Below are 23,800 nucleotides of genomic sequence, written 5' to 3'. Positions count from 1 at the left end.
CGCACCCGGCTCCCTGCAGGCAGGTCCCGCGCCCTGGGACGGTCTCGACCGCGTCAGAAGCCGAGCTGCAGCACCATGAGCCCGGGGAAGACCGCGAAGAGCACCGTGACCGGCAGGATGAGGAACACGAGCGGCACGAGCATGGCGACCTCGCGCGTTCCCGCGGCTTCGAGCAGCAGGCGCTTCGACTCGTCGCGGGCGTCGAGCGCGTGAGCGCGCAGCACTTCGGCGAGCGGCGTGCCGCGATCGAGCGCGGCGAGCACCTGGTCGATGAGCCGCGACACCGCGGGGATCTGCAGGTCGTCGCGCATCTCGGCGAGGCTCGCCGTCAGCGCCTGCCCGGCGGCCGTGCGCTGCTCCACCCGCGACAGCTCCCCCGCGAGCTCGCCCGATCCGGTCGAGGCCGCGCGACGGATCGCATCGTGGATGCTCTCCCCCGCCGCGACGCTGAGGGCGAGGAACTCGACCACCGTCGGGAACTCCTGGGCGATGCGCGCCACTCGTCGGCGGGCGGTGCGCGCGAGCAGGGCATCCGTCAGCGCCACGCCGGCGATGAGCCCGCCCACCGCCCCCGCGATGCCCGCCGGGATCATGGCGAGCCCCTGGCGGCCCGCGACGAGCCCGACGGCGAGACCCGCCGCCGCGCCGAGCACCGCGCCCACGAGCTGCCGGGTGCGATGGCTGCCGACGGCCGCGAGCGAGCCGCTCTGGCGCAGCCGGGTGCGGATGACCGCCTCGCCGCCGAAGACCGTCTCGATGGTGCGGAGCGCCCCGTCGACGAGCGGGGAGGTCATCGCGCCGAGCACGGGCAGCGGGTCGACGCGGCGATCGCGCAGCAGCTCCCGCGCCTCGGCGGACATGTCGACGAGGTAGGGCGCGAGCCGGGCGGTGAGCCGGGGTCGGCCGAATCGAGGGACCAGCGAGACGAGCATCCACAGGCCGAGCCCCAGGGACGCGCCCGCTGCGAGGGCGAGGGCCATCGACGTCGTCATCGGAACCACCGCCCCTCCTCGGGCAGTCGCCCGAGCGCGAGCATGAGCCGGTAGGCGATGAGCGTCGCGCCGAGGCCGCCGACGATGAGCGCGGCGCCCGTGGGCGAGTTGTAGGCCGCGGCCGCCTCGGGGCGGGTGCCGAGCAGCAGCAGCACGATCCAGGGTGCGGCGACGCCGAGCCGGGCCGCGTTGCGCACCCACGACTGGCGCGCGTCGACCTCGGCCCGCACGGCGGCATCCGACCGCAGGTACTGGGCGAGCGAGCGCAGCACGCCGGGCAGCTCGGTGCCGCCGACCTCGCGCGCCATGCGCAGCGTCTCGATGATGCGATCGGCGACCGGATCGGCCAGCGCCGTCTTGAGCGCGTCGAGCGAGTCGCCGAAGCGCGCGGTCGACGTCCACTCGCGACGGAACTGCCGGAACGGCCCGCGGACCGCATCAGGGGCCGTCTCGCCGAGCGCTCCGATCGCCTCGGGCAGTCCGAGCCCCGCCCGGATGCCCGACACGAGGTGATCGACGACGTCGGGCCACACCCCGCGGAGCGCCCGGCGCCGCGCGGCCGCCCGAGCCCGCAGGCCCACGATGGGCAGCACCCCCGCCACGATCGCCGCGACCGGCACGAGCGGCAGCACCGGCACGATGACGAGCACTGCCCCGGCGGCGACGAGGGCGAGCACGAGCATCACGACGACGAGGACGACGGGCGAGACCGTCGACAGCCCCGCCCGGGCCAGGAGGTCGGCGAGCGCGCCGGCCCCGCGCCGTTCGCGCGGCGGATCGGCCCGCGGCCAGAGCCACGGCGAGGCGATGAGCAGCGTGCCGGCGGCCATGAGGAGCGCGGCGATCACGGTCATGCCGCCGCCCCCGCACCGCGGTCGGCGAGCCCGACGGCGGCGAACTTCTCGGCGCGGGGCGGTGCCGCGCCCGTCGCCGTGAGGACGCCGTCGACGAGCCGGAACAGCGTCTCGGCCTCGACGATGCCGTCGGCGTGACGCCCGGTCGGGGCCACGATCTCGGCGACGCGCCGGCGCCCTCCGGCCACGAGCTCGCAGTGCACGACGACGTCGATCGCGCTCGCGACCGTCGGCACGACGAAGGAGGCGTCGATGTTGCGGCCGGCCAGCAGGGGCAGCGTCGAGAGCTTCGTGAGGGCATCCCGCGCGCTGTTGGCGTGGAGCGAGCACATGCCCGGCAGTCCGCTGTTCAGTGCGATGAGCAGGTCGAGGGATTCCGCCTCGCGCACCTCGCCGACGATGAGGCGGTCGGGGCGCATGCGCAGGGCCTCCTTGATGAGGCGCCGCAGGCTGATCTCGCCGGTGCCCTCGAGGTTGGGGCTGCGGCACTGCATGGCGACGCAGTCCGCCGCCGTGAGGTCGAGCTCGAAGGTCTCCTCGACCGTGACGACGCGCTCCTCGGGCCGGGCGCTCGACAGGAGCGATCCGAGCATCGTCGTCTTGCCCGACTGGGTCGCGCCCGAGACGAGGATGTTGCAGCCGGCGAGCACGGCGGAGCGCAGGAAGGCCGCGGCGGGCGGCGTGAGCGAGCCAAGCTCGACGAGGCGCTCGAGCGAGCGGATGCGCTGCGAGAACTTGCGCACGTTGACGGCCCAGTGGCTGCGCGTGACGTCGGGGATGACGACGTGCAGGCGCGAGCCGTCGGGGAGCGAGGCGTCGACGAACGGGGAGGAGAGGTCGACGCGGCGCCCGGTGGCCTGCAGCATGCGCTCGACGAGCGTGCGCACCTCGTCGTCGGTGAGCCGCAGCGGCAGCTGCTCGCTCACCCCCGCTCGGGCGATGAAGATCGCGTCGGGCCGGTTGATCCAGATCTCCTCGACGGTCGGATCGTCGAAGTAGGGCTGCAAGGGGCCGTAGCCGGTGAGGCCGGCGAGCACCTGGCCGAAGGCGGCCGCCTCGTCGGGGATGCGCGGCAGGCTGCCCGAGAGGGAGCGCTCGGCGTAGCGCAGCAGCTCCTCGCGGATGAGGCGCTCAGCGCCCTCCGGGTCGCGCCGCAGATCGAGCCGTTCGGCTCGCACCCGCTCGCGGACCCGGTCGGTGATGGCGGAGACGGCGGTCGACATGCGCGACATCATGCGCAATCGGCGGGCGGGCATCCACCGCTCTGTCCACAGCGCACGGCGGCCGCGCTCGGGCAACCCCCGAACCTGGTGGATCGATTCCTGGACGACGGGTTTCGGATATGTGACACTCTGAAACGAGTTCGCACGAAACCCGTGCGTTCCACCCCGGAATGTGGTTTCCTCATTCCAGTCCACCCGAGGACCACCCCCGCGACGCGACGATGCGCGCACCCGTCCGCCCCCTCGCTCGCACCCCGAACGGCCGCCCGTGAACCCGATGATCCTGCGCCTGCAGCTCGACGCTCAGCCCGCGCTGAACCTCGACTGGCTCGTCACGCCGCTCATCATCATCATCGGCATCGGCACCATCGTCGTCGTCGCCTGGCTCTGGCGGCTCGGGCACGGACTGCACGACGTCACCGAGCACCACGCTGAGGAGCCCGTGCGCCTGCGGCTGCGGCCCCGCCGCGACCACCGGCCCGCGCGCCGCCCGCGCACGCGTAGCCGCCGGTAGCGCCGCGCGGCGCGGGCACAGCACGACCCTGCCAGGCTGAGCCCGTGACCCGAACCCCCGCACTCGCGCCCTCCCGTGCCCGCGCCGTGCATCCTGCCGCCGTCGTCTCGGCCTCGCTCGCCCCCGTGTTCTTCATCGGCGGCACGATCGTCGCCGAGCTCGCCTGGCCGGGCTTCGATCCGGTGAACCAGACCATCAGCGAGCTGGCGGCCGGGGATGCCCCCACGCGGGTCTTCATGACCGCGATGTTCGTGCTCACCGGCCTCTGCCACCTCGTCACCGCCGTGCTCGTGCCCGCCATCGGGCTGATCGGGCGCCTCTCGCTGGGCCTCGCCGGCGTCGCACTGTGGGCCGTCGCCGCGTTCCCGCTGCCGACCGTCGAGACCACCTCGGCCGCGCACTACTACTCGGCGATGGTCGGGTTCATCGCGCTCGCCGCCTGGCCGTTCCTCGGCATGCGGCGCGCTCCCGACGCTCCGTGGCTGCTGCGCCCGCTCGGCGCCACCCTCGGCACGCTGCTGCTCGGCGGGCTCTGCATCGGCTTCGCGCAGCTCGAGGCGATGGACGGGCCGTTCATCGGGCTCTCGGAGCGGGTGGCCGCGAACACCGAGTCGGTGTGGCCGCTGCTCGTCGTGCTCGCGCTGCTCGCGCGCGGGCGGCGCGCGTCCCGCAGCTGAGCGCGCTCAGCGCGTCCCGCCCGAGTGCACCGCACGCGACCGCGCGCCGAGGAGTATCCGCCGCCGGGCGGCCACCACAGCGCCCGGCGGCGGACGTGCGTCCGCTGGAATCCCTAGGCGTGCGGGATCAGCGTGTACTTGGTGACGAGGTACTCGTCGATGCCCTCGAGGCCGCCCTCGCGGCCGATGCCCGACTGCTTGACGCCGCCGAACGGCGCCGCGGCGTTCGAGACGACGCCCGCGTTGAGGCCCATCATGCCGGTGTCGAGGCGGTCGATCATGCGCATGCCGCGGCGCAGATCCTCAGTGAAGACGTAGCTCACGAGGCCGTACTCGGTGGCGTTGGCGAGCTCGACCGCCTCGTCCTCCGTGTCGAAGGGCACGATCGCGAGCACGGGGCCGAAGATCTCCTCCGTCAGCAGGCGGCTGCCGCGCGGCACGTCGGTGAGCACGGTGGGCGGGTAGAACGAGCCCGCGCCCTCGGGCAGCGCGCCGCCCGTCGCCAGCGAGGCGCCCCGGTCCACAGCATCCCGAACCAGCTCGTGCGAGCCGTCGACGGCCGCGTCGTTGACGAGCGGGCCGATCGTGACGCCCTCCTCGGTGCCGCGGCCCATGCGCATGGCCTGCACGCGCTCGGTGACGCGGCGGCCGAACTCCTCGACGACGCCGCGCTGCACGAGGAACCGGTTCGCCGCCGTGCAGGCCTGGCCGATGTTGCGGAACTTCGCGAGCATCGCGCCGTCGACCGCCTTGTCGAGGTCGGCGTCGTCGAAGACGACGAAGGGCGCGTTGCCGCCGAGCTCCATCGAGGTGCGCAGGATGCCGTCGGCGGCCTGCTTCATCAGCTGGCGGCCGACGCCGGTCGAGCCGGTGAACGAGAGCTTGCGCAGGCGCGGGTCGGCGATGATCTCGGCCGAGAGCTTCGAGCTGCTGGACGTCGTGACGACGTTGACGACGCCCTTCGGCAGGCCGGCCTCCTCCAGCAGCTTCACGAAGTAGAGGGTCGTGAGCGGCGTGAGCGCGGCGGGCTTGACCACCGAGGTGCAGCCGGCGGCGATCGCGGGCGCGATCTTGCGCGTCGCCATCGCGAGCGGGAAGTTCCACGGCGTGATGAGGAACGCCGGGCCCACGGGCTTGCGCGAGACGACCATCGTGCCGGTGCCCTCGGGGTTCTGGCCGTAGCGGCCCGAGATGCGCACGGCCTCCTCGCTGAACCAGCGCAGGAACTCGCCGCCGTAGCCGACCTCGCCGCGCGCCTCGGCGAGCGGCTTGCCCATCTCGAGGGTCATGAGCAGGGCGAACTCGTCGGCGCGCTCCTGCATGAGGTCGAACGCGCGGCGGAGGATCTCGCCGCGCACGCGGGGGGCCGTGGCAGCCCACTCCGCCTGCACCTCGGCAGCGGCATCCATCGCGCGCGTGCCGTCGGCGACGGAGGCGTCGGCGATCTCGACGAGCGTCGCGCCCGTCGAGGGGTCGCTCACGGCGAGCGTCTTGCCGCCCTCGGCGTCGACCCACTCGCCGCCGATGAAGAGGCCGGTGGGGACCTTCGCGAGGAGGTCGGATTCGCTGATCATGGGATGCCTAACGTCGGTCGATGCGGATCGGTCGGATCGGGGCGCGGGATGCTCGGCCGCGCTAGTTCGCGGCGAGCGCCTCGGCGAGCACGCCGAGACCCTCGCGCAGCAGCTCGTCGCTGATCGACAACGGCGGCAGCAGGCGGAACACGTTGCCGTCGGTGCCGCAGGTGAGCACGATGACGCCGTTCATGTGGCAGTGCTTCGCCACGGCGGCGGTGAGCGCCGCATCCGGGGCGCCGTCGGCGGTGACGAGCTCGATCGCCATCATCGCGCCGCGACCGCGGATGTCGCCGATGCGGGCGTCGCCGGCCTGCAGCTCGCCGAGCACCTCGGTCATGATCGCTCCGAGCTCGGCGGCGCGGCTCAGCGAGTCGTTCGCCTCGTAGCTGTCGAGGGTCGCGAGCGCCGCGGCCGTCGCGATGGGGTTGCCGCCGTAGGTGCCGCCGAGACCGCCGGTGTGCGGAGCATCCATGATCTCGGCCCTGCCCACCACGGCGGCGAGCGGCAGGCCGCCCGCGATGCCCTTCGCGAGGGTCATCATGTCGGGCACGATGCCCTCGTGCTCGCTCGCGAACATCTGCCCCGTGCGGGCGAAGCCGGTCTGCACCTCGTCGGCGATGAAGACGACGCCGTTCTCGTTCGCCCACTTCTGCAGGGCCGGCAGGAAGCCGGGGGCGGGCACGACGAAGCCGCCCTCGCCCTGGATGGGCTCGATGATGATCGCGGCGAGGCGGTCGGCGCCGATCTGCTTCTCCATGGTGTGGATGGCCCGCTTCGCGGCCTCCTCGCCCGAGAGCCCGTCGCGGAACGGGTACGACATCGGCGCGCGGTAGACGTCGGGAGCGAAGGGGCCGAAGCCCGACTTGTAGGGCATCGCCTTCGCGGTGAGCGCCATCGTGAGGTTCGTGCGGCCGTGGTAGCCGTGATCGAAGGCGACGACCGCGCTCTTGCCGGTGTAGTAGCGGGCGATCTTGATGGCGTTCTCGACGGCCTCGGCGCCCGAGTTGAACAGCGCCGACTTCTTGGCGTGGTCGCCGGGGGTGAGCGCGTTGAGCTTCTCGGCGAGCGTCACGTAGTTGTCGTACGGCGTCACCATGAAGCAGGTGTGGGTGAAGCTCTGCACCTGCGCCATGACGGCCGCGGCGACGTGCGGGTCGGCGTTGCCGACGGTCGTCACCGCGATGCCCGAGCCGAGGTCGATGAGGCTGTTGCCGTCGACGTCGACGAGCACGCCGCCACCCGCGGCCGCGGTGTAGACGGGCATCATCGTGCCGACCGAGCTCGAGACGGCCGCGTGCTTGCGCTGCATGAGCTCGACGCTCTTCGGGCCGGGGATGGCGGTGACCAGGCGGCGCTCCTGCGGCAGGCCGGGGCCGCCGGGCCGGGCGGCGGGCGCGGCGTGCGCGGCGGCGTCGGCGGGCGCGGGAGTGGGCGCGGTGAGGGTCATGGCGGGCATCCTCTCGATGCGGCGGTGGTGGTGCCGCCAGCGTAGGTGCTCCGCGGGGTTCGACGCCGTGGACGGAGCGTACAGTTGCTCTCATTCATCTGTACGTTCTGTACATGCTCGAGGAGGACCCGTCGTGACCGTGACGCTCGCCGAGATGCTGGCCGTGCCCGAGCTCGGGCTGCGGGCCGTCGCCGCCGAGGCCGAGGCTCTCGCGCGACCGTGGCAGTGGGTGCACTCGAGCGACCTCGTCGACCCCGCCCCCTTCCTCTCCCCCGGCGACGCCCTGCTCACCACGGGCACGCAGTGGACCGACGACGACGCGATCGCGCCCTGGGTCGAGCGGCTCGCCGCCGCGGGCGTTCCGGCGGTCGGCTTCGGCACTGAAGTCGTGCGCGCGGGCACGCCCGACGAGCTCGCGCGCGCCTGCGCCGCCCACGGCATCGCCCTGTTCGAGGTGCCGTACCGCACGCCCTTCATCGCCGTCGCGCGCGCCGTCGCCGACGCCGAGGAGCGCCAGCGCTACGCCCGCGTGCGCTGGAGCCTCGAGACCCAGCGCGCCATCGCCGTCGCCGCCCTCAAGGCCGACGGGCTCGCGGCCACCATCGACGAGCTCGCGCGCCGCATCGACGCACCCGTCGTGCTGCTCGGGCCCGACGGCGAGGTCGCGCTCACCGGACGCTCCCCTGCCGCCGAGCCCTCGCCCGGCGTCCTCGCCGCCGCGCGCCGCCTGCTCGCCGACGGGCGCCGCGCCGCCACGACCGTCGAGGGCACGGCCCTGCAGACGGTGGGGCGATCGGATGCCCTCCGCGGCATCCTCGCCGTCGGCGGAGCCGCGCAGCACGACGACGCCGTGCGCGCGGTCGTGACCAGCGTCGTCGCCATGGCGGGCCTCGCCCTCGAGCGGGATCGCGCCCTCGCCCGCGCGATCGACCACCTGCGCACGGGGCTGCTCGCCGCGCTGCTGCGCGGCGAGCGCGAGCTCGTCGCCTCCACGTCGCGCGCGCTCTGGGGGCCACTGCCCGAGGAGCCGCTCGCCGTCGCCGTGCTCGACGTGCTCGCCGCGCAGCGCGCCGGCGTGCTGGAGCTGCTCGAGTCGCGCGCGGAGCGCGGCGGGCGGGCGGAGCGCGGCCGCGGCGGCGTCTTCCACGCCCGCGACGGCGGCCGCATCGTCGTCGTCGTGCCCGAGGCGCGTGCCGCCCTCGTCGCCGACCTCGTCGAGCGCGCCCGCGTCACCGGCGGGCTCGTGCGCGGCGCCCGGTACGACGAGCTCGCGGCCGCCGTCGACGACGCCGGCCGCGCCGCCGACCGCGCGAGCAGCGCCCAGCCCCTCATCGACTACGCGAGCGTGCGCGATGACGGCGTGCTCGCCTCGCTCTCCGGCGACGACACCCGGCGCATCGCCGTCGCCGTGCTCGCCCCGCTCGACGAGCACGACGCGCGCACGGGCGATCAGCTGGTGCGCACGCTGGCCGAATGGCTCGGCGCCGACGCGGTCGCGGAAGCGGCCGCCGCGCGCCTCGGGGTGCATCGGCACACGCTCCGGGCCCGCGTGTTGCGCGCGGAGGGGCTGCTCGGGCGCGACCTCAAGGCGTTCCCCGCGCGGGCGGAGCTGTGGGCGGCGCTCGTCGCCGCGGGGCGGGCGTGAGCGGAGCATCCCAAGGCCGTCAGCCCGCTGGTTAGACTGGCGCCGCTCGCGGGAGTGGTGGAATGGTAGACACGCAGGATTTAGGTTCCTGTGCTTCGGCGTGAGGGTTCGAGTCCCTCCTTCCGCACGAGGAACACCGGGTACTGATCCGCCCCCGGATCGGGCCCGTGGCCGCGCACCCAGGCGCGGTGCGCGAGCTCGCAGGCCGAGCGCAGCGTGCGGCGGTACCCGAGCAGGCGCCGCGGCTCGTCGAAGGTGGTCGCGCGGTACCCCGTCTCGTCGCCGATGCGGATGAGGCGCACGACCGCGTAGACGCCGGTCTGCGAGGTCATGTGCCACAGCCCCGGCTGCTGCTCGACGGCGGCGAGCAGGGGATGCCAGACGGGGGCGTGCCGCCGGTCGTCCATCGCGCGCTCCTCGAGTCAGGGATGCGCAGTCCGGCCACCGCGATCAGCAGAGTACGCGCCGTCGCCGACAGTCGTCGACCGCGCAGAGCGGAAGGCGCGGAGCAGAGGGCGTGGAGCAGAGCGCGCGGAGCGTCGCGCACTCCCGGCCGATGCTGGCCGTTCCGTTATCCGGGCGTTCACCCCGCGGCAGTACGCTGAAGCCACTTCATCCGCGCCCAGCCCCGGGAGCCCTGCATGCTCGCGACCGACATCGGTCTCTTCGACGTCGAAGGGATCATCACCGGCGCGGGCCCGTGGGCCCTCGTCGTGGTGTGCGCGATCGTGTTCGTCGAGACGGGCCTGCTCGTCGGGTTCCTGCTTCCGGGCGACACGCTCCTCATCATCACGGGCGTGCTCACGTACACCGGGGTCGTCGAGCAGCCCATCTGGCTCGTCTGCCTGGCGATCACCCTCGCGACGATGGGCGGCGACAACCTCGGCTACTGGATCGGCCGCAAGGTCGGCCCGTCGATCTTCGAGCGAAAGTCGGCCGGGTTCTTCTCGAAGAAGTCGGTGGCGCGCACCGAGGCCTTCTTCCTCAAGTACGGCGGCTTCGCCATCACGATCGCCCGCTTCATCGCGGTGGTGCGCACGATCGCCCCCGTGGCGGCCGGCGTCGGGCGCATGAACTACCGCACGTTCCTCTTCTTCGACACGATCGGCGCCGTGCTGTGGGGCACCGGGCTGACGCTGCTCGGCTGGGGCGTCGCGCACATCCCCGGCGTGGCCGAGCTCGTCACCGAGTACTTCGAAGTGGTGCTGCTCATCATCATCGGCTTCGTGCTGCTCGGCATCGCCTTCCACGTGCTGAAGGAGCGTCGCGAGCAGAAGCAGGAGGAGGCGCTCGAGAAGGCCGGCATCCCCGTGCCCGAGCCGACCATCTGGGTCGAGGGCGAGGAGCACGACGGCCGCCACGAGGCCGCGGCCACCACGGGCGCCCATGACGCCCGCAAGATCGCCGGCAAGCCCGACGGCCGCCACGAGAAGCAGGACGGCCTGCTCTGACCGGCGCGCGTCGTTAGCATTCAGGCATGACGACCCCCGACCCGACCGATGCCGTCTCCATCGACGGCGACATGATCCGCCTCGGTCAGTTCCTGAAGTTCTCCGGCCTGCTCGACTCCGGCGGCAACGCCAAGGAGGTCGTCATCGACGGCTACGTCACGGTCAACGGCGAGGTCGAGCGCCGGCGCGGCCGCCAGCTGCACGACGGCGACGTCGTCGGCTTCGAGGGCCGCACGGTGCGCGTGCGCTCCTGATCGCCGCCGCCCGACGGCATCCCGCGCCCGATCGAGGGGCGAGGGGATGCCGCTGCCGGCCTACGCGGCCAGCACGGGCCGCATCGCCTCGGCCGTGAGCCGCACCGACCGCAGCCGCGCGTCGAGGTCGAGCGCGGCGTGCGCGGTGATGAGCTCGTCGGCCTGGGCGTGCCGCGCGAACTCGTGCAGGTACTCGCGCACCTCCGCCGGAGCGCCGACCGCGGTGTACCGCATCATGTCGGCGATCTGGGCGCCCTGCGGCGTGGTGAGGAACGCGTCGATCTGCTCGTCGCTGTAGGTCACCGGCTCGGGGCCGCGCGCGATCATGAGGCGCACGCGGTGCCGCACGGCGGCACGGTGCTGGGCGCGCGCCTCCTCCTCGGTCTCGGCGGTGATGACGTTGACGGCCGCGATCAGGTGCGGCTCGGCGAGCTGCTGCGAGGGCGTGAAGCCGGCGCGGTAGCGGGCCGCCGCCTCGAGCAGCAGGTCGGGCGCGAAGTGGGAGGCGAAGGCGAAGGGCAGGCCGAAGGCGGCGGCGAGCTGCGCCCCGAAGAGCGACGAGCCGAGGATGTAAAGGGGCACGTTCGTTCCGGCACCGGGAACGGCGCGCACGCCCTCGATCAGGGACGAGTCGGCGAGGTAGCCCTGCAGCTCGCGCACGTCCTGCGGGAAGGCCTCGCTCGAGGCGGCGTCGCGCCGCAGCGCGCGCATCGTGGTGCGGTCGCTGCCGGGCGCCCGGCCGAGCCCGAGGTCGATGCGGCCGGGGTGCAGCTCGGCGAGCGTGCCGTACTGCTCGGCGATCGTGAGCGGCGCGTGGTTGGGCAGCATGACGCCGCCCGCCCCGAGGCGGATCGTCGACGTGTGCGCGGCGATGTGCGCGATGAGCACGGCGGGCGCCGAGGAGGCGATCGTGGCCATGCTGTGGTGCTCGGCGTACCAGACGCGGCGGTAGCCGGACTCCTCGCCCGTCTGGGCGAGGCGCACGCTCGCGGCGAAGCTCTCGCCCGCCGACTGCCCGGGGGCGATGGGGGCCAGATCGAGAAGGGAGAGGGGGATGCTGCGCTCGTCACTCACCCCTGCTGCAACCGCGCGCATCCCGAGGGCATTCCCCCTCAGCGCAGCGCGCGGTACCCGGCGACCATGCGCTGCGTCGCGCTGATGCCGACGACGACGACCCACACGAGCGCGATCTGCCACGCCCAGAACGGCAGGATCAGCCACAGCGCGTGCACGATGATCGTCTCGGTGCCCTCGGCGAGGCCGCCGAGGAACGACAGCGAGCGGCCGTCGTCGATGCGGCGCCCGGTGCGCTCGGCGATCGACGAGAACGCGAGGAACGCCGTGCCGTTGACGTAGTAGACGAAGAGCACGAGCAGGAACGGCCACCACGGCGCGCCGAACGCGGCGGTCGCTCCGACCGCGACGCCGACGACGGTGGCGCCGTAGACGACGAAGTCGGAGGTGATGTCGAGGAACCCGCCCGCTTCGCTGTCGCCGCGCAGCCGGCCGTCGGCCTTGCGGCGGCGGGCGAGCGCCCCGTCGACGCCGTCGACGACGCGCGAGACGAGCCAGAGCACGAGCGCGACCGCCCAGAGCTGCAGACCCGCGGCGAGCGCCGAGGCCAGTCCGAGGCCGAGCCCCGCGAGCGTCAGCCCGTCGGGGGTGATACCGGGGCGGTCGACGGCGCGGGTGATGGCGTCGACGGGGCGGGCGAGCAGCGCCCGGGCGCGGGAGTCGAGCATCAGGCTCCCGACGACGGTGCGGCCGGGCGGGTCGCGGCGGCGGGGTCGGGATGCTCGCTCGCGGTCGCGGCGGCGGCACGGGCATCCCGACCGCGTCGCCGACGCACGAGCGCGACGGCCCCGCCCGCGAGGGTCAGCGCGACGAGGCCGCCGATGGCCGCCCAGGCCCGCCATCCCGCGTCGAGACCGAAGGCGCCGACGGCGATGTACGCGACGGTGCCCGGCACGATGCCGATGGCCGAGCCGAGCGCGTAGTCACGGCGGCGCACGGCCGAGAGCCCCGCGAGGTAGTTGATCGCGGTGAAGGGGAGGATCGGCACGAGGCGCACCCCCACGATCGCGACGAATCCGCGGCGGCGCACCAGGTCGTCGAAGCGCTCGACGCGGGCGCCGGTGTAGCGCTCGACGGCGTCGCGGCCGAGCCGGCGCGAGAGCCAGAAGGCAGCGGCGGCACCCAGCAGGGCGCCGAGGTAGACCCACAGCAGCGCCTGCCAGAAGCCGAAGGCGAGGCCCGCGGCGATGGTGAGCACGTTCTTCGGCGCGGGGGTGAGCGTGATGGCCGCGTAAGCGAGGGCGAGGGCGATGCCGCCGAGCGGTCCGAGGCCGTCGACGAAGGCCCGCACCTCCTCCACCGAGGGCAGCGGCACGAGGATCCAGACCAGAACCGCGACGACTCCGAACACCGCGAGAGCGACCGCGCGAGCGATCGTCGCGGTGCCGCCCGCAGACCGGGTCGGGGTCGCGGCGTGGTCTTCCTGCGAATCGGTCATCCTGCGTCATTGTAGGAGCCGTCGTGGGTCGTCCTTGTGCCGACGCAGCATCCCTCACCCGCCCGCAGCATCCCCGCCGTCGGGCCCTTCCTCACCAGGAGCATCGTGATCATGAAGAGCCCCCGCCGCGCGGTCACCGCCGGCGCGCTCGCGCTCGGCCTGGCGGCCTCCCTCGCCGCCTGCTCGGCCCCCGCCGGCGACGCCGCCGACGACCAGGAGTACGGCAGCTGGGAGGAGGTGCTCGAGGCCGCCGACGGCCAGACCGTGCGCCTGTGGATGTACGGCGGCGACGAGCAGGGCAACGCCTACATCGACTCCGAGCTCATCCCGGCCGCGGCCGAGGCGGGCGTCACGCTCGAGCGCGTGCCGATCGCCGACACCCCCGATGCGCTCAACCGCATCCTCAGCGAGGTGCAGGCCGGCGAGACCGACGGCGAGGTCGACCTCGTGTGGGTCAACGGCAACAACTTCGGCACCGGCAAGAAGGCGGGCGCCTGGGAGTGCGGCTGGACGGAGATGCTGCCGAACATGGAGCTCACCGACCCCGCCGACCCGCTGCTGCAGGACGACTTCGGCACCCCCGTCGACGGCTGCGAGGCCCCCTGGCACAAGGCGCAGTTCACCTTCGCCTACAACAGCGAGACCGTCACCGACGTGCCGAGCTCGATGGAGGAGCTGCTGGAGTGGGCGCGCGCCAACCCGGGCCGCTTCACCTACCCCGCCCCGCCGGACTTCACCGGCTCGGTCTTCGTGCGCCAGGTGCTCTACAGCGTCAACGGCGGCTACGAGAACGTTCCGCTCGCCTTCGACCAGGCCGACTTCGACGAGGTGACCCCGGCGCTCTACGAGGAGCTCACCGACCTCGCCCCGTCGCTGTGGCGCGAGGGCGCGACCTACCCTCAGGACTCGAACGAGCTCAACGAGCTCTTCGCCAACGGCGAGGTCGACTTCACCATGACCTACGGCCCGGCGACGCTCACCGAGCTCGTGGCGAACGGCACCTACCCCGCCGGCACGAAGGTCGTCACCTTCGACGAGGGCACCGTCGGCAACGCCAGCTTCCTCGGCCTCGCCTCCACCTCGGGCAGCAAGGCCGGCGCCATGGTCGTCGCGAACATCGCCCTCTCCGTCGAGCAGCAGGTCGCCAAGGCCCTGCCCGACGTGTGGGGCCAGTTCACGGTGCTCGACCTCGACCAGCTGAGCGACGAGCAGCGCGCCGAGTTCGACGCCGTGCCCTCCTCGCCCGTGGTGCCCGCCTACGACGTGCTGAGCGAGAACGCCAACCCCGAGCTCGCCTCGGGCTGGGTCTCGCCGATCGACGAGGCCTGGCGCCAGCAGGTACTCGCCCGCTAGGCAGCGCCCTGACCTCGACCCCGACCACCACGTCGGGAGTCCGCACCGCGGGCTCCCGGCGTCCGTCGTGGTCTCCGGTCGAGCGCGACCGCGTGCGCCGCCGGTGGCTCTCGGCCGCGCTCGTGATGCCGGCGCTGCTCGTCGCCGGCTTCGTCGTCGTCGGCGGCATCGTCATGTCGGTGGTGCAGAGCGTCGGCCTCGACCCGCTGGTGGGGGATGCGCGGCTCTCGCTCGACGCCTACGGCGCCAACGCCGGCGAGCTGCTCACCGGAACCCTGCTCTCCCTCGCCATCGCGACCGTCTCCACCGTTCTCTCCTGCGTGATCGGGCTCGCGGCCGCCGTCGTCATCAGCCAGGGCCGGGTCACCGGCCGCCTCGTCGCGGGGCTGTCGGCCATCACCATACCCATCCCCCACCTCGTCGGCGCCGCCTCGGTGGGGCTCCTGCTCTCCGACGCCGGCATCCTGCCCCGGATGCTCGGCATCTCCTCCGGCGCCTGGCCCGACCTCGTCGGCGGCGCGTGGTGGATCGCCGTCGTGTTCGAGTACACCTGGAAGGAGTCGGCCTTCGTGGCCCTCGTCGTCGCCGGGGTGCTCGCGAGCCGCGTGGCCCGCTACGACGAGACCGCGGCGCTCCTCGGCGCCTCCCGCGCGCGCCGGCTGCGGCACGTCGTCATCCCGCTCGCTCGGCCCGCCGTCATCGTCTGCGCGATGATCATCTTCGTCTACACCCTCGGCTCGTACGAGGTCGCCTGGCTGCTCGGCCGGCCGTACCCCGAGCCCCTGCCGGTGCTCGCCTTCCGGCTCTTCGACTCGATCACCCTGACCTCGCGCCCCGAGGCGGCGGCCGTCGCCGTCCTCACCACGCTCATCAGCCTCATCGCCGTCGGCGTCGGCATGGCCCTGCTGCGGCGCACGCCGCTGTGGAACTGAGCGGCGGCCGCCGATGGCGATGATGGTGCCCTACGGGCAGCGGGTCACCCCCGACGACCGCACGACCGGCGCGCGCGGGCTCATGCGCCCGCGGCCGGTCGACCGCACCGTGCGCATCGTCGTCGCCGCGCTGCTCGCCGTCTGGTTCGCGCTGCCCGTCGTGCCCCTGCTGCTGTGGATGGTCGCCGATCGGTGGTCGTTCCCCGCCCCGCTGCCCACCGAGTGGGGGTTCTCGGGGGCGGCGTCGGCCGTGGCGCAGGGGGCGGTGCCGGCCTTCGGCCGCTCCCTGGTGCTCGGGCTCGTGGTGGCGGCCATCGCCACACCGCTCGGAGCCATGGCCGCGCGGGCGCTGACGAAGGGCTCGGTGCCGGCGCCGCGGCTCGTGAGCGGCATCCTGCTCGCCCCGCTCGCCCTGCCGGCCTTCGTGGCCGTCATGGGCCTCACGGTGGTGCTGCTGCGGGCGCGCGTGCCCGGCCTCGTCGCCGTCGTGCTGCTGCTCGTCGCCGCGGCCATCCCTTACACGGTGTACACGATGCGCGTCGCCTACGCGGCCCACGACATGGCGTACGAGGAGGAGGCGCGCACGCTCGGCGCCGGCCGGCGGCACGTGCTGTGGCGCGTGCACCTGCCGCTCGTCGCGCCCGGGCTCGCCCGGGCGGCGTTCCTCGCCTTCCTCGTCGGCTGGAGCGACTACGTCATCACGGTGCTCGTCGGCGGCGGCACGATCATCACCCTGCCGCTGCTCGTCGCGGGCTCCGCCGCCGGCGTCGGCAACAGCGCCGTCGTGGCGGTGCTCTCGATCAGCGCCATCCTGCCTCCGCTGCTCCTCCTGCTCGTGCTCGGCCGCTTCGGCCGGCGCTACCCCGTCTCGAACCTGCCCGGCAGCGGATCGCCCCGCAGCCGCTCCGCGAAAGGCTTCCTGTGAGCGCCTCCCTGCGCATCGATGCGCTGACCAAGACCTTCGACGACGCCGCCGCCCCCGCCGTCGACGCGATCTCGTTCGACGTCGCCCCCGGCGAGTGCCTCGCCGTGCTCGGCCCCTCGGGCTCGGGCAAGTCGACCGTGCTGCGCTCCATCGCCGGGCTCGACGTGCCCGATGCGGGGCGCATCCTCGTCGACGGCGCCGACGTCGCCGGCGTCGCGCCCGAGCGCCGCGGCATGGCCATGGTGTTCCAGCGGCCCCTGCTCTTCCCGCATCTCAGCGTGCTCGACAACGTCGCCTTCGCGGCGACCGTCGCCGGGCAGCCGCGCCGCGAGGCGCGAGCGGACGCCGAGCAGTTCCTCGCGCTCGTGCAGCTCGAGGGCTTCGGGCAGCGCCCCGTCACCGCGCTCTCGGGCGGGCAGGAGCAGCGCGTCGCCCTCGCCCGCGCCCTCGCCGCGCGGCCCCGCGTGCTGCTGCTCGACGAGCCGTTCAGCGCCCTCGATCCCGAGCTGCGGCTCGACATGCACGACCTGCTCGGCCGCATCCGCGCGCAGCTCAACCCGACCGTCGTCATGGTCACGCACGACCGCGACGAGGCGGCGACCGTCGCCGACAAGGTCGCCCTGCTGCGGGGCGGGCACCTGCTGCAGCACGACGCCGTCGAGCGGCTCTACACGCGCCCGCGCTCGCTCGCCGTCGCCCGCCTCATGGGCGGCCGCATCGAGCTGCCCGGCTCGGTCGTCGACGGCGTGCACACCTCGGCGATCGGCACGGTCGCGGCACCCTCCGGCGAGCTGTGGCCGGACGGCGAGGGCGTGCTGGTGATGCGCCACGAGGCGGTGCAGATCATCAGCGGGGATGCTCCGCCCCGCGACGACGCCACGCTCGCGCTCGACGCGGTGGTCGCCGCCCGCCGGGCGCGCGGCGCCCGGGCGGCGCTCGAGCTCCTCATCGGCGAGGGCCCCGCGGCCACGACGCTCGAGGCGGAGGTCGCCGCGAGCCGCCCGCTCACCGCGGGTCAGCGCGTGACGGCGCTCATCCCGCGCTCGGCGTGCGCGGTGGTGCCGGCCGGCTGACTACCAGCGCGAGCCGCCCTCGGCCACGAGCTCATCGGCCTTGCCGTTCGAGATGCCGGTGCGTCGCTCGCCCCGGGGCTCGAGCGGCAGCAGCTTGCGCAGGCCGATGTTCTCGATCGGGTCGAGCACCGAGTGCTGGGCGCAGGCGGGCACGAGCTCGCCCGTCTCGGGGTGGCTCATGGCGTACATGCACGCGCCGAGGCGCTCCTGCGTCTCCTTGAGCTTCGGGTCGTCGGCGACGATGCCCTTCTTCATCATGTCCCAGGCGGGCTTGACCTGCTCGGCGTCCATGAAGTTGTGCACGACGAAGGTCTTGAAGCTGACCTTGCCCTTGCGGGCGGCGCGAATAACGGCGCGGGTGCCGCCGGCGCGCTTGAGGATGCGGCTCATGAGGCCGATGAGCGGCGGGATGTCGCCGGGGTGGCTGGCGACGGCGCGGATGACCTTTACGGTGAGGGCCCAGGTGGGGATGTCGCCGAAGATCATGCCGCCGAAGTGGCTGAGGAACCGGTCGCGCGCCGCGATGTCCTTCGGCTCGTCGCCGTCGAGCACGGTCGCGAAGCGGCCGTCGACCATAACGCCCACGGTGTGGCGGTTGCAGCGCGGGTCGCCGAACTGCACGGCCTTGTGCGGCAGCTTCTGGCCGGCGCCGGCTTCGATGCGCTCCCAGACGGCGTCGATCGTGACCTCTTCGAAGTTCTCCTTCCAGCGGCGGTCGTCGCCGATGAAGGCCGCGGGCTGGAACGACATCATGTCGTAGTTCATGGCGAGCACGTCGCGCGTGACCTCCTCCACCTCGTCGAGGTTGGTGGGGGTCACCGTCATGTTGTGCGCGAGGTAGGAGTCGACGCCGTGATCCTTCTTGAGGTCGGCGAACATCTTCGTGAACTGCTCGCGGAAGGGAGTGAGCTCGGCCTCGCTCTTCGGGCGCACGGCGCCGCGGCGGCCGCGCATGAGCGAGTCGAAGTGCGCCGCGAACGACACCTTCTTGAAGGCGGGCTTGCCGTCCTCGTCGAGCACGGTCGCGAGCAGGTACTCGTAGTCGAAGTCGCCGTGCGTCATCGACATCGGCTCGCGGCCGACCGCGCGCATGGTCTTGAGGGTGTCGCGGTGGTCCTTCGGGTCGAGCAGGCTGACCTCGCCGCCGATGAGCTGGGCGTGGGCGCGCGGGCCGCGGATCTGACGCAGCAGCGCCATCTGCTTGGTGACCTCGGTGACGGTGTGGTTGCCGTCGATGCGCACCTTGTTGGCGTCGGCCGAGTGGTAGCAGGGCGAGCAGGTGAGGTTGCACTTCGGGAACACCCCGTGGGTGCCCTCGCAGCCGACCGCGCACTTGCCGAGCAGCTGCTCGGGCGTCTTCGCGTGCTCGGGCAGCTCCGCCCAGCGCTTGTCGAGGGCGACGCGCGTGTCGGGGTGGATGGGGCGGGTCTCGAGCTCGATCCGGCGGGCGAAGGCGGCGATCGACATAGGGGGCTCCTCGGGGTTGCGGCGACGCTGCGGTCACCGTCCCGGTGCGCGGTGCAGCGTCAGTTCTCAGCACCACCCATTCGGAGCGAGGGGATGCTCCGCTTGGTGCTCCCCGCGCGTCGAGCCGCCCCGCCCCGCGTCACCGCGCGAGCGTCACGGAGCCTCGCAGTAGTTCGCCCGCAGCCAGGCCGCCGGATCCACCGCGGCACCCCCGATGCGCACCTCGAAGTGCAGGTGCGCGCCGGTGCTCGCCCCCGTGCTCCCGACCGCGCCGATGACGTCGCCGACCTCCACGACATCGCCGACGCCGTGCCGCAGCGAGCCGTACTGCAGGTGGGCCGAGAGGGTCGTCACCCGCTGCCCGTTCACGACGTGCTCGATCTCGATCCACACGCCGTACGCCCCGTCGGGGTTGCCGATCCCCACGACGACGCCGTCGGCCATCGCCGAGATCGGGGCCCCCGCGCCGGGGTTCCAGTCGACGCCCTGGTGGTTCGAGGAGCAGCCGGAGCAGGGCGCTGCGCGGTATCCGAACCCGCTGCCCATGGGCGCGGCGGTGCCGACCGGGTAGACCACGGGCGGCGACCAGGAGACGGTGACCTCGTCGCGCAGGATCGACTGCGGGAGGGCATCCCCCGCGACAGTGAGGCTCTGCGGGGCGGGCGCCGGAGTGCCGCCGCCATCGCCCGCGGCCGGGGATCCCCAGGCGCTGATGCCGGTGCCGGCGGCGAGCGTGCCGGCGAGCAGGATCGCGGCGGCGGCGAGCAGGCGCTGGTGGAATCGTCGGGGATCGAGCGCGCGCACGGGCAGGGCGGCGCCGGAGGGGGCAGGCAGCATGGAGGTGGGATGTTTCCGGGTTCGGGCGGGCGCATCGGGCGCCGTCTCGTCAGGGCAGTGCACACCGTTGCGCGATCGCGCCCGACCAGGGGTAGGTGCCGGGCGACCGGAGGTCATCGCACCGCGCCCGCCGGACCATTCACAGCGGGGATGCTCGCTCCCACGGCTCCGTAGCCGCCCTTCCAGGGTGACCGACCGAACCTGGCAAGAAGCTGGGCGGCGCGCGTCGCACTTGCGCTCGAGCGTGCGGAAGGGGCTCAGGCGAGCGTCGTGCCGAAGGCGAGGCCGAGCGCGTAGGTGGCCCCCGCGGCACCGAAGCCGATGGCGAGCTGGCGCAGCGCCCGCCGCAGCGGCGAGGCGCCGGAGAGCACGCCGACGATCGCCCCCGTGACGAGCAGCGCGGCCCCGACCAGCACGGCGGCGACGAGCACCGCAGCGCCGCCCGAGAGCCCCAACAAATAGGGCAGTACCGGGATGATCGCTCCCGAGGCGAAGAAGGCGAAGCTCGAGCCCGCGGCGCCCCACGCCGAGCCGATCTCCTCGTGCTCGTCGACCGGGGCGGCCGTGGCCTGCGCGGCCGCCGCCACCGGGTCGTAGCCGGTGAGCACCTCGTGGGCGTGCGCGGCGGCCTGCTGCTCGGTCATGCCGCGGGCGCGGTAGACGAGGGCGAGCTCGTTCTCGTCGACGTCGAGGTGCGGCACGGCCGTGTGCGCCTGCGGGTCGGGCACCGAGGCGGCGAGCAGCTCGCGCTGCGAGCGCACCGAGACGTACTCCCCCGCGCCCATCGAGAGGGCGCCGGCGAGCAGCCCCGCGAGCCCGGTGAACAGCACGGTGGTGGCGGGCACCCCCGTCGCGCCGATGCCGAGCACGAGCGCGAGGTTGGAGACGAGCCCGTCGTTGGCGCCGAAGACCGCCGCGCGGAAGCTGCCCGAGAGCCGCTGGCGCCCGCGCGCGGCGAGTCCGCGCACGACCTCCTGGTGGATGCGCTCGTCCGCGGCCATGGCGGCCGTCGCGTGCGCATCCGCCTCGTAGGGCGAGCGGCCCTCCGCGCGCTGCGCGAGGGCGAGAACGAAGACCGAGCCGAAGCGCCGGGCGAAGAATCCGAGCAGCCGCGTGCGCAGCGACACCGCGGGCACGCGGTCGGCCTCGGCCCCGAGCAGGCGCATCCAGTGCGCCTCGTGCCGGCCCTCCGCCTCGGCGAGCGCGAGCAGGATGGCGCGCTCCTCGCCCGCGCGACGGCGCGCCACGTCGCGGTAGACGGCGGCCTCGGCGCGCTCGTCGGCGAGGTAGCGCCGCCAGCGGCGCAGGTCGGCCGCGGTGGGCGCGGGTTCGGCGGCGGGCTGCGGGGCGGTCACGCCCTCAGAGTGCCAGCGGGGATGCCCGCCCGGGGTTCGGCCGCCCGAAAGCGACGGCGCCGCGGGTCGTCGCGGACTCCCCGCACGCCGTCGCCGCGGCTACCAGCCCCAGGTGCCCGCGGCCCCCTTGAACGGCCCCACGATGGCCGCCGTGATCCAGCCGCCGTAGAAGTCGCCCTCCTGCGCCTGCACCACCTCGCCGTCGACCGTGCAGCGGTCCATCCGCCCGGGGTAGACCGAGACGAGGCCGGCGAGCTCGCCGAAGCCGCGGCTCGGCTCGGGGTACGTCCACCCCGCGCGCGGCGCCGACGCGCCGCCCGAGACGATGTCGAAGTAGGCGGCGCGCCCCTTGAACTCGCAGAAGGTGCTGCCGTCCACGGGCTGCAGCGCTCCCGCGACGAAGTCGTCCTGCGGCAGGTAGTAGGCCGGCGGGTGGCTCGTCTCGAGCACGCGCACGGCGCGCGTGGTGTCGGCGATCAGCCGGCCGCCGAACTCGATCGTCACGCGGGCGTGCACGGGCTCGACGCGCGGCGGGCGCGGGTAGTCCCAGACCGATTCCTGTCCGGGGCCGGGGGCGATGCGCTTCGGGCGGGCCATCGTCGTCGCCTCAGAACCCGAAGTCGCCGAAGCCGCCGGCGTCGAAGCCGCCGCCGTCGCCGAAACCGCCGTCGAACCCGCCCGCGTCGCCGCCGGCATCCGCTCCGGCGTCGCCGCCGTCGGCACCCGCGTCGCCGCCGTCCGCCGCGCCGGCGTCGCTCATGCCGTCCATCGGCGGCAGGAAGGCGCTGACGAGCGCCGACCCGACGACGTAGCCGGCGACCGTGCCGAGCAGGGAGGCGCCGAGCATGCTGCCGAAGCCGGGGCCGCCGCGGCCGCCCTGCCCCTGTCCCTCGCCGCCCTGGAAGGCGCGCTCCATCGTGCCCGGCTGGCGCAGCTCGGCGCGGGTCGCGGCCTGCGCGAGCGTCGGGGCGCGGTCGTCCGCCGGGGCCTCGCCCGCCGGGGCCGCATCGGTCAGCTGCCGGAACACGAGCTGCCGCTGCTCGGGGGTCAGCTTCGCGAAGGCCTCGGCGTGCACCTGCTCGATCGTGGCGGGTGGCGCGGTCTCGAGCAGGTACCGGTAGCGCTCGACCGCCCGCTCGTCGTCGCTGCGGGGAGCCGCGCGCGGGACGGGCTCGGGTTCGGGGGTGCGGGCGCCGAAGATGCGGTCGAGAAAGCTCATGGGTCCTCATTCAACGTCGGTTCGAGCGGGGTGCGCGGTCGACGCTAGGGGCGCGCGCTCGCAGCCTCCTGTGTGTCCGACAGGTAACAACTCGACGCGGATGGTGACGGGAGGGGCATCGTGCACTACTGTCGGTACCGAAGTTGATACGCCTCGCTGCACCGAACGCCCTGAAACACCAAGCAGGTCGCTACTCCCCTATGGATACGGTTCACGAGTTGGTTCGACTGGTGGTTTCGACAGTCGAAACTCCGTGAAACAGGATTAAAGGAGTCAGTCATGACTACAGGTACCGTGAAGTGGTTCAACGCTGAAAAGGGCTTCGGCTTCATCACCCCCGATGACGGAAGCGCCGACGTGTTCGCGCACTTCTCCGCCATCCAGTCGAACGGCTACCGTTCGCTCGATGAGAACCAGAAGGTCGAGTTCGACGTCGCCCAGGGCCCCAAGGGCCTCCAGGCCGAGAACATCCGCCCGCTCTAGTTCGTCAGAACTGAGCAGGCCCGCGTGAGCGATCACGCGTCCTGAACATCGAAGGCCGTCCCGGTCCGCCGGGGCGGCCTTCGTCATGTCCGCAGGCCGCGCACGAGTGCCGCGATGCGATTCGGGATGCTCCGCGCGCGCTCGGCTGCCCGCGAGCTACGCGGTGACGAAGTCGATGAGCTCCTCGACCCGGCCGAGCAGCTCGGGCTCGAGATCGCCGAAGTGCCGCACGCCGGAGCGGATGCGCCGCCATCCCGCCGCGGTATCGGCCTGAGTGGCGTGGGGCCAGCCGAGGCGGCGCAGCACGCCGGTCTTCCACTCCTCACCCCGGGGTACGACCGGCCAGGCCTCGATGCCGACGGACGACGGTTTGACGGCCTGCCAGACGTCGATGAACGGATGCCCGACGACGAGCACGTGGCGGGCATCCACCCCTCTCAGCGCCTCGCGAGCGAGACGCTCCTCTTTGGACCCTGCGACCCAGTGGTCGACCAGCACGCCGACCCGGCGGCCGGGGCCCGGCGCGAAGTCGCGCAGCCGCTCGGCCAGGTGGTCGACGCCCTCGAGGTACTCGACGACGACGCCCTCGACGCGCAGGTCGTCGCCCCAGACCTGCTCGACGAGCTCGGCGTCATGGCGGCCCTCGACCCAGATGCGGCTGCCGCGCGCCACCCGGGCGCGGGCGTCGGCGACGGCGAAGGAGCCGCTCGCGGTGCGCTGCCGCCCGGCGGGCGCAGCCGCGACGGCGATGGCCGGCACGAGCACGACGGGCTCGCCCTCGACGAGGAACCCGGCGCCGAGCGGGAAGCCGCGCACGCGACCGGCGCGATCCTCGAGGTGCACGTTGCCGGCCTCGACGCCGACGACCGCGCCGACGAAGCCCGAGTCGGGCAGCTCGACGACGAGACCCCGCTCGGCGGGCACCTGCGGCACCGCGCGGCGGCCCGCCGCGCGCCAGTCGCCGCCGAGCACGTCCGAGCCGTAACGATCCACCCGGCGACCGTACTGGA

General features: G+C 73.6%; 24 protein-coding genes and 1 tRNA gene. 11 read left to right on the top strand and 14 right to left on the bottom strand.

What is annotated here, in order from left to right; genetic code table 11:
• Positions 1-53: 53 nt before the first annotated feature.
• From HGB54_RS04470 to HGB54_RS04460, 3 genes are read right to left on the bottom strand one after another with little or no spacing between them, the layout of a single operon-like run.
• The gene (locus HGB54_RS04470) at positions 54-992 is read right to left on the bottom strand and encodes a type II secretion system F family protein (protein ID WP_168916811.1); all 939 of its coding nucleotides are present in this window, start codon (positions 990-992) and stop codon (positions 54-56) included.
• A complete protein-coding gene (locus HGB54_RS04465) occupies positions 989-1,846 on the bottom strand; it encodes a type II secretion system F family protein (RefSeq protein WP_168915380.1) in 858 nt (285 codons plus the stop codon). The genes HGB54_RS04470 and HGB54_RS04465 overlap by 4 nt, the downstream gene beginning before the upstream one ends.
• On the bottom strand, positions 1,843-3,069 hold the full coding sequence (locus HGB54_RS04460) for a CpaF family protein (protein ID WP_228545948.1): 1,227 nt from the start codon (positions 3,067-3,069) through the stop codon (positions 1,843-1,845). Before HGB54_RS04460 ends, HGB54_RS04465 begins: the two co-directional genes overlap by 4 nt.
• A 268-nt stretch (positions 3,070-3,337) precedes the next feature.
• Here HGB54_RS04460 and HGB54_RS04455 point away from each other — a divergent pair, with 268 nt between their 5' ends.
• Both HGB54_RS04455 and HGB54_RS04450 read left to right on the top strand, forming a co-directional pair.
• Positions 3,338-3,583 carry a hypothetical protein gene (locus HGB54_RS04455; protein ID WP_168915379.1) on the top strand — a complete coding sequence of 82 codons (246 nt, stop codon included), beginning with the start codon at positions 3,338-3,340 and terminating at the stop codon, positions 3,581-3,583.
• A gap of 44 nt (positions 3,584-3,627) precedes the next feature.
• Positions 3,628-4,260 carry a DUF998 domain-containing protein gene (locus HGB54_RS04450; RefSeq protein WP_168915378.1) on the top strand — a complete coding sequence of 211 codons (633 nt, stop codon included), beginning with the start codon at positions 3,628-3,630 and terminating at the stop codon, positions 4,258-4,260.
• Between the two features lie 113 nt (positions 4,261-4,373).
• Here HGB54_RS04450 and HGB54_RS04445 read toward each other — a convergent pair whose 3' ends face one another.
• Together HGB54_RS04445 and gabT are read right to left on the bottom strand one after the other, a co-directional pair.
• Positions 4,374-5,834 carry an NAD-dependent succinate-semialdehyde dehydrogenase gene (locus HGB54_RS04445; protein ID WP_168915377.1) on the bottom strand — a complete coding sequence of 487 codons (1,461 nt, stop codon included), beginning with the start codon at positions 5,832-5,834 and terminating at the stop codon, positions 4,374-4,376.
• A gap of 61 nt (positions 5,835-5,895) precedes the next feature.
• Entirely contained in the window at positions 5,896-7,284 is a 1,389-nt protein-coding gene (gabT, locus tag HGB54_RS04440) for a 4-aminobutyrate--2-oxoglutarate transaminase (protein WP_228545947.1), read from the bottom strand.
• Between the two features lie 133 nt (positions 7,285-7,417).
• Between gabT and HGB54_RS04435 the strand changes: the two genes are divergently transcribed.
• From HGB54_RS04435 to HGB54_RS04420, 4 genes are all read left to right on the top strand, one after another.
• Complete coding sequence (locus tag HGB54_RS04435; protein ID WP_228545946.1) at positions 7,418-8,929, top strand: PucR family transcriptional regulator; 1,512 nt, start codon at positions 7,418-7,420, stop codon at positions 8,927-8,929.
• Between the two features lie 48 nt (positions 8,930-8,977).
• Positions 8,978-9,056, top strand: a tRNA-Leu gene (locus HGB54_RS04430).
• Between the two features lie 514 nt (positions 9,057-9,570).
• On the top strand, positions 9,571-10,380 hold the full coding sequence (locus HGB54_RS04425; RefSeq protein ID WP_168915375.1) for a DedA family protein: 810 nt from the start codon (positions 9,571-9,573) through the stop codon (positions 10,378-10,380).
• A 26-nt stretch (positions 10,381-10,406) separates the two neighbouring features.
• Complete coding sequence (locus HGB54_RS04420) at positions 10,407-10,634, top strand: RNA-binding S4 domain-containing protein (RefSeq protein WP_168915374.1); 228 nt, start codon at positions 10,407-10,409, stop codon at positions 10,632-10,634.
• Between the two features lie 60 nt (positions 10,635-10,694).
• Here HGB54_RS04420 and HGB54_RS04415 read toward each other — a convergent pair whose 3' ends face one another.
• The 3 genes from HGB54_RS04415 to HGB54_RS04405 are packed head-to-tail and all read right to left on the bottom strand — an operon-like array spanning position 10,695 to position 13,146.
• Positions 10,695-11,708 carry an LLM class flavin-dependent oxidoreductase gene (locus HGB54_RS04415; RefSeq protein WP_228545945.1) on the bottom strand — a complete coding sequence of 338 codons (1,014 nt, stop codon included), beginning with the start codon at positions 11,706-11,708 and terminating at the stop codon, positions 10,695-10,697.
• A 38-nt stretch (positions 11,709-11,746) separates the two neighbouring features.
• The gene (locus HGB54_RS04410; RefSeq protein ID WP_168915372.1) at positions 11,747-12,376 is read right to left on the bottom strand and encodes a CDP-alcohol phosphatidyltransferase family protein; all 630 of its coding nucleotides are present in this window, start codon (positions 12,374-12,376) and stop codon (positions 11,747-11,749) included.
• Positions 12,376-13,146, bottom strand: a complete 771-nt coding sequence (locus HGB54_RS04405; protein WP_168915371.1) for a TVP38/TMEM64 family protein — start codon at positions 13,144-13,146, stop codon at positions 12,376-12,378. The genes HGB54_RS04410 and HGB54_RS04405 overlap by 1 nt, the downstream gene beginning before the upstream one ends.
• A 111-nt stretch (positions 13,147-13,257) precedes the next feature.
• On the opposite strand from HGB54_RS04405, the gene HGB54_RS04400 reads away from it, so the two are divergent.
• From HGB54_RS04400 to HGB54_RS04385, 4 genes are all read left to right on the top strand, one after another.
• The gene (locus HGB54_RS04400; RefSeq protein ID WP_168915370.1) at positions 13,258-14,499 is read left to right on the top strand and encodes an ABC transporter substrate-binding protein; all 1,242 of its coding nucleotides are present in this window, start codon (positions 13,258-13,260) and stop codon (positions 14,497-14,499) included.
• Between the two features lie 92 nt (positions 14,500-14,591).
• Positions 14,592-15,431: an ABC transporter permease gene (locus HGB54_RS04395; RefSeq protein ID WP_228545944.1), complete on the top strand. Its 840-nt coding sequence runs from the start codon at positions 14,592-14,594 to the stop codon at positions 15,429-15,431.
• 13 nt (positions 15,432-15,444) lie between these two features.
• Positions 15,445-16,356 carry an ABC transporter permease gene (locus HGB54_RS04390; RefSeq protein ID WP_228545943.1) on the top strand — a complete coding sequence of 304 codons (912 nt, stop codon included), beginning with the start codon at positions 15,445-15,447 and terminating at the stop codon, positions 16,354-16,356.
• Positions 16,353-17,429: an ABC transporter ATP-binding protein gene (locus tag HGB54_RS04385; protein WP_168915369.1), complete on the top strand. Its 1,077-nt coding sequence runs from the start codon at positions 16,353-16,355 to the stop codon at positions 17,427-17,429. The genes HGB54_RS04390 and HGB54_RS04385 overlap by 4 nt, the downstream gene beginning before the upstream one ends.
• Here HGB54_RS04385 and HGB54_RS04380 read toward each other — a convergent pair whose 3' ends face one another.
• From HGB54_RS04380 to HGB54_RS04360, 5 genes are all read right to left on the bottom strand, one after another.
• The gene (locus HGB54_RS04380) at positions 17,430-18,896 is read right to left on the bottom strand and encodes a radical SAM domain-containing protein (RefSeq protein WP_168915368.1); all 1,467 of its coding nucleotides are present in this window, start codon (positions 18,894-18,896) and stop codon (positions 17,430-17,432) included.
• Positions 18,897-19,049: 153 nt separating this feature from the next.
• Positions 19,050-19,733, bottom strand: a complete 684-nt coding sequence (locus HGB54_RS04375; RefSeq protein WP_168915367.1) for a M23 family metallopeptidase — start codon at positions 19,731-19,733, stop codon at positions 19,050-19,052.
• Between the two features lie 257 nt (positions 19,734-19,990).
• Positions 19,991-21,088 carry a VIT1/CCC1 transporter family protein gene (locus HGB54_RS04370; RefSeq protein ID WP_168915366.1) on the bottom strand — a complete coding sequence of 366 codons (1,098 nt, stop codon included), beginning with the start codon at positions 21,086-21,088 and terminating at the stop codon, positions 19,991-19,993.
• A gap of 99 nt (positions 21,089-21,187) precedes the next feature.
• Entirely contained in the window at positions 21,188-21,685 is a 498-nt protein-coding gene (locus HGB54_RS04365; RefSeq protein ID WP_168915365.1) for a DUF427 domain-containing protein, read from the bottom strand.
• 10 nt (positions 21,686-21,695) lie between these two features.
• The gene (locus HGB54_RS04360) at positions 21,696-22,307 is read right to left on the bottom strand and encodes a hypothetical protein (protein ID WP_168915364.1); all 612 of its coding nucleotides are present in this window, start codon (positions 22,305-22,307) and stop codon (positions 21,696-21,698) included.
• Positions 22,308-22,586: 279 nt separating this feature from the next.
• Between HGB54_RS04360 and cspE the strand changes: the two genes are divergently transcribed.
• Positions 22,587-22,790, top strand: a complete 204-nt coding sequence (gene cspE, locus HGB54_RS04355; protein ID WP_055860048.1) for a transcription antiterminator/RNA stability regulator CspE — start codon at positions 22,587-22,589, stop codon at positions 22,788-22,790.
• A 156-nt stretch (positions 22,791-22,946) separates the two neighbouring features.
• Here cspE and HGB54_RS04350 read toward each other — a convergent pair whose 3' ends face one another.
• On the bottom strand, positions 22,947-23,783 hold the full coding sequence (locus HGB54_RS04350; RefSeq protein WP_168915363.1) for a DUF3097 family protein: 837 nt from the start codon (positions 23,781-23,783) through the stop codon (positions 22,947-22,949).
• Positions 23,784-23,800 lie beyond the last annotated feature (17 nt).

Origin of the sequence: Microcella flavibacter (genome assembly GCF_012530535.1) — a bacterium.
Classification (GTDB): Bacteria; Actinomycetota; Actinomycetes; order Actinomycetales; family Microbacteriaceae; genus Microcella; species Microcella flavibacter.
Note: the sequence above shows the minus strand (reverse complement) of the source record. Positions and strands in the feature narration are given on the sequence as shown.

Coding starts and splice junctions, on each gene's coding strand:
- HGB54_RS04470 (WP_168916811.1), bottom strand. CDS start 992: ATGACGACGTCGATGGCCCTCGCCCTCGCAGCGGGCGCGTCCCTGGGG.
- HGB54_RS04465 (WP_168915380.1), bottom strand. CDS start 1,846: ATGACCGTGATCGCCGCGCTCCTCATGGCCGCCGGCACGCTGCTCATC.
- HGB54_RS04460 (WP_228545948.1), bottom strand. CDS start 3,069: ATGTCGACCGCCGTCTCCGCCATCACCGACCGGGTCCGCGAGCGGGTG.
- HGB54_RS04445 (WP_168915377.1), bottom strand. CDS start 5,834: ATGATCAGCGAATCCGACCTCCTCGCGAAGGTCCCCACCGGCCTCTTC.
- gabT (WP_228545947.1), bottom strand. CDS start 7,284: ATGACCCTCACCGCGCCCACTCCCGCGCCCGCCGACGCCGCCGCGCAC.
- HGB54_RS04425 (WP_168915375.1), top strand. CDS start 9,571: ATGCTCGCGACCGACATCGGTCTCTTCGACGTCGAAGGGATCATCACC.
- HGB54_RS04420 (WP_168915374.1), top strand. CDS start 10,407: ATGACGACCCCCGACCCGACCGATGCCGTCTCCATCGACGGCGACATG.
- HGB54_RS04410 (WP_168915372.1), bottom strand. CDS start 12,376: ATGCTCGACTCCCGCGCCCGGGCGCTGCTCGCCCGCCCCGTCGACGCC.
- HGB54_RS04405 (WP_168915371.1), bottom strand. CDS start 13,146: ATGACCGATTCGCAGGAAGACCACGCCGCGACCCCGACCCGGTCTGCG.
- HGB54_RS04400 (WP_168915370.1), top strand. CDS start 13,258: ATGAAGAGCCCCCGCCGCGCGGTCACCGCCGGCGCGCTCGCGCTCGGC.
- HGB54_RS04390 (WP_228545943.1), top strand. CDS start 15,445: ATGGCGATGATGGTGCCCTACGGGCAGCGGGTCACCCCCGACGACCGC.
- HGB54_RS04380 (WP_168915368.1), bottom strand. CDS start 18,896: ATGTCGATCGCCGCCTTCGCCCGCCGGATCGAGCTCGAGACCCGCCCC.
- HGB54_RS04375 (WP_168915367.1), bottom strand. CDS start 19,733: ATGCTGCCTGCCCCCTCCGGCGCCGCCCTGCCCGTGCGCGCGCTCGAT.
- HGB54_RS04365 (WP_168915365.1), bottom strand. CDS start 21,685: ATGGCCCGCCCGAAGCGCATCGCCCCCGGCCCCGGACAGGAATCGGTC.
- HGB54_RS04360 (WP_168915364.1), bottom strand. CDS start 22,307: ATGAGCTTTCTCGACCGCATCTTCGGCGCCCGCACCCCCGAACCCGAG.
- cspE (WP_055860048.1), top strand. CDS start 22,587: ATGACTACAGGTACCGTGAAGTGGTTCAACGCTGAAAAGGGCTTCGGC.